A 3,424-nucleotide genomic window follows, 5' to 3' on the forward strand; every position below is an offset into this window, starting at 1 on the left:
CTCGCCCGCCGGCCGCAGGCCGCCGCCGGTCTGGTCGATGTGGAAGACCGTCACCGTGTTCGACCGCTGGTTGGCCGCGAACAGCAGATTTCCGGCGGGCGAGAGGGCGAGCTGTCTCGGGAAGTCGCCACCGGCCGGCACGGTGTCCAGCAGCCGGAGTGTGGCGCCGGCCGCCTCGACGGCGTATCGCGTGAGCGTGTTCGGGCCGCGGTTGGCGAGGTGGGCGAAGGCTCCGTTGCTGGTGACCACGAGCTGGGACGGGAAGCCGCCGTTCGCGCCGGGCGTGCCGGTGGACTGCGGCTCGCCGGGCGTCAGCAGGCCGGTCGCCGGCTCGTACGCGCAGACGACGACGGTGTTGTCCAGCTCATTGGCGAGATAGGCGTACGCGCCCGACGGATGGAAGGTGAGATGGCGAGGGCCCGCGCCCGGGCGCAGCCGCGCGTACGAGACCTGGGCGAGCGTCCCGGCCGTTGTGTCCAGACGGTAGGTGTAGACCGTGTCATTGCCCAGATCGACGGCGAGGACATGGCCGCCGTCCGGCGAGGTGACGATCTGGTGGGCGTGCGGGCCGTCCTGGCCGGGACCGGGCGGCGGAGCGGAGTGCGCCACCAGATCCGTGCGCTCGCCCAGCGCGCCCGACGCGTCGATGGGATGCACGGCCACACTGCCGGAGGTGTAGTTCGCGCTCAGCAGCCACCGCCCGTCCGGATGCACCGAGAGATGGGTGGGCCCGGCTCCGCCGGTGCTCCGGGTGCCGAGGACCCGGTGGCGTCCGTCCTCGGCCAGGGCGATCGCGGTGACTCCGCCGTTCTGCTGCTCATTGACGGTGTACAGCGTGCCGCCGTCGGGATGTACGGCGAGATACGACGGATTCTCGACGCCCGTGACCGTTCCGGTGCCCGCGATCGCGCCCGTCGCGGGATCGTATGTGGCGAGTCCCACACCGCTGCCGCCGCCCGCGGCGGAGGTGTACGTACCGAGGAAGAGCGGCCGGACGGCTGCGGCGCGCGGCCGGGAGGGCGCGGCCGGAGCGTCCGCCGTGTCGGCGGCAGGTCCGGACCGGGACCGGTCCGGGCCGGGAGCGGGCGCCGTGAGGACCGAGGTGGCGGCAAGCGCTCCCATGCCGATGAACCGCCGTCTGTTCACTCCACCCATGCCTCAACCTCCTCCGTACGTCACGCACTTGACGCCTTCTGACGCCTCGTCAGCTCGCGTTTGGTTCCCTGGTACCATTCTCATATCATCCGGCGATGATCATAAGTAAACGGTCGGCAGCCGCCGTGTGCGGTCTGGTGGTCACTCTGGCCCTAGGGCTCTTCCCTCCCGCTGCCGCCGCCGATGAACCTACCGGGAAACCGGCACCGAAGGTCGATCTCGTCCTCGATGTGAGCGGCTCGATGCGGGCCCGTGACATCGACGGCCAGTCCCGGATGGCCGCGGCGAAGCAGGCGTTCAACGAGGTGCTGGACGCGGTGCCGCAGGAGGTGGAGCTGGGCATCCGCACCCTCGGGGCCAACTATCCGGGCAAGGACACCGAGGTCGGCTGCAAGGACACCCGGCAGCTCTATCCCGTGGGACCACTGGACCGTACGGAGGCGAAGACCGCGGTCGCCACCCTCGTCCCCACCGGCTGGACACCGATCGGACCGGCCCTCCTGGGCGCGGCCGAGGACCTCGACGGCGGTGACGCCACCCGGCGTATCGTCCTCATCACCGACGGCGAGGACACCTGCGCGCCGCTCGATCCCTGCGAGGTCGCGCGCGAGATCGCGGCCCGCGGCATCCATCTCACCATCGACACGCTGGGGCTCGTGCCCGACGCCAAGACCCGGCGCCAGCTCACCTGTATCGCCGAGGCCACCGGCGGCACCTACACCTCCGTGCGGCACACCGACGAGCTCTCCGGCCGCGTCAAACAGCTGGTCGACCGGGCCGCCGATCCCGTCGTCACACCGGTCGCGACCGAGGGCGCCGCGCGCTGCGCCGACGCGCCGCAGATCAAGCCGGGCCTCTACAGCGACCGCGAGAAGTTCTCCGAGCACCGCTGGTACCGCGTGGACGTCTTTCCCGGCCAGGAGTTGCGCGCCTCGGTGAGTGTCGCCGCGGACCGCGCCGTCGACCGGGACTACGCGGTGCTGCTGCGCGCCGTGACCGTACACGGCAGAGAGATCGTCCGGGGCTCGGAGGCGGGCGACGGACGCACCGATGTGATTTCGGCGGGGCTGCGCTATCCGAAACCGCCGGCCGATGATGTCGACGGTGTGAAGCCGGCCGCGGAGACGGTCTGTCTCCAGGTCAGCAACGCCTTCTCCGCGCCGGACTCCGTGCAGACCACGCCGGGCCTGCCCGTCGAGCTGACCGTCGATCTGGTGGACTCGCCCGACATGGCGTCCGATGTCGCCGCGTTCGGTCTCGGCCGCGGCTGGTGGCTGCTCGTCACCCTGGTCCTCACCGGTCTGGTCGCCGGACTGCTCTGGGGCTGGATCTCCCGCCTGCGTGTCGTCAGGAGCACCAACTGATGCGTATCACCGCCCTGCTCACGCGCTCTTTGCTGACCGGAGCGCTGCTGTTCGGTACGGCGCTCGGTACGGCGGGCGCCGCCGTCGCCGACGAGACTCCCACGCCCACCGCCGACGGCTCGGAGAGCGCCGCCGGCCCGACCGAGGCGGGCACGTCCTTCCGTACGGCCGCCGCCTTCAAGCCGGGACAGCGGGCCACGGCCGAGGCCTCCACCGGTGACTATCTCTACTGGGTCTTCCCTGCCGACGCGGGACAGCGCCCAACCGTGAACGCCACAGTCACGCTGCCCGAGTCCGCCGCGGGGAGGAAGGGCGCGGTCACCTGGCAGGTGGATGTCTACGACGGGCTGCGCCGCCGCCAGCCCTGTGTGAACGGCGCCCAGACAAGGGCGGTCGCCGCCGACGCGGACACGGTCGCGCTGCGCTGCACGCTCCGTACGGTACGGGCGTGGGCCGAGCCATGGGCCAACGATCCGCTGCCGGGCAGCTACTACGTACGTCTGACCGTCGTGAACGCACAGGAGGAGGACCTCGGGCTGCCGGTACGTACGGAGATCGAGGCGTCCACCGCGGACAAGGGCGGTGCGTACGCGGTCGGCGGAAAGCTGGCCGCGCCGCTGGTACCGGGCGTCGCCGACGCGTCCACAGATACCGGGAGCGGGAACGGTACGGACGACGGCGAGAACGGCGACGACGGGACGGTGCTCGCGTCCGAGCCGGAGGACGGCTGGGCCTCGGGCTGGTGGACGGACCGCTGGATCTGGACCGTGGCCGGAGGTGTGCTCGGCGCGCTCGCGGGCATCGCCGGCTACACCCTGGCGCGCCCGTCACGCCGCCCGTCGCCGGGCTCGTACGGCGCCTGACCGCAGGCCCGGGCCCTGGGACGCCCGGGGCTCGCGCCCACC

The 3,424-nt window shown here is 71.9% G+C and carries 3 protein-coding genes; 2 read left to right on the forward strand and 1 reads right to left on the reverse strand.

Features of this window, described 5'->3' with window-relative positions; genetic code table 11:
* Positions 1 to 1,155: lactonase family protein (locus GA0115259_RS34215; protein WP_237540700.1), on the reverse strand; the 1,155-nt coding region annotated here is incomplete at its 3' end.
* Between the two features lie 95 nt (positions 1,156 to 1,250).
* Here GA0115259_RS34215 and GA0115259_RS34220 point away from each other — a divergent pair.
* Together GA0115259_RS34220 and GA0115259_RS34225 are read left to right on the forward strand one after the other, a co-directional pair.
* On the forward strand, positions 1,251 to 2,519 hold the full coding sequence (locus GA0115259_RS34220) for a VWA domain-containing protein (protein WP_093604120.1): 1,269 nt from the start codon (positions 1,251 to 1,253) through the stop codon (positions 2,517 to 2,519).
* Positions 2,519 to 3,382, forward strand: a complete 864-nt coding sequence (locus GA0115259_RS34225; protein ID WP_093604122.1) for a hypothetical protein — start codon at positions 2,519 to 2,521, stop codon at positions 3,380 to 3,382. The genes GA0115259_RS34220 and GA0115259_RS34225 overlap by 1 nt, the downstream gene beginning before the upstream one ends.
* The last annotated feature ends 42 nt before the right edge of the window (positions 3,383 to 3,424 follow it).

It is taken from the genome of Streptomyces sp. MnatMP-M17, assembly GCF_900091995.1.
GTDB lineage: Bacteria > Actinomycetota > Actinomycetes > Streptomycetales > Streptomycetaceae > Streptomyces.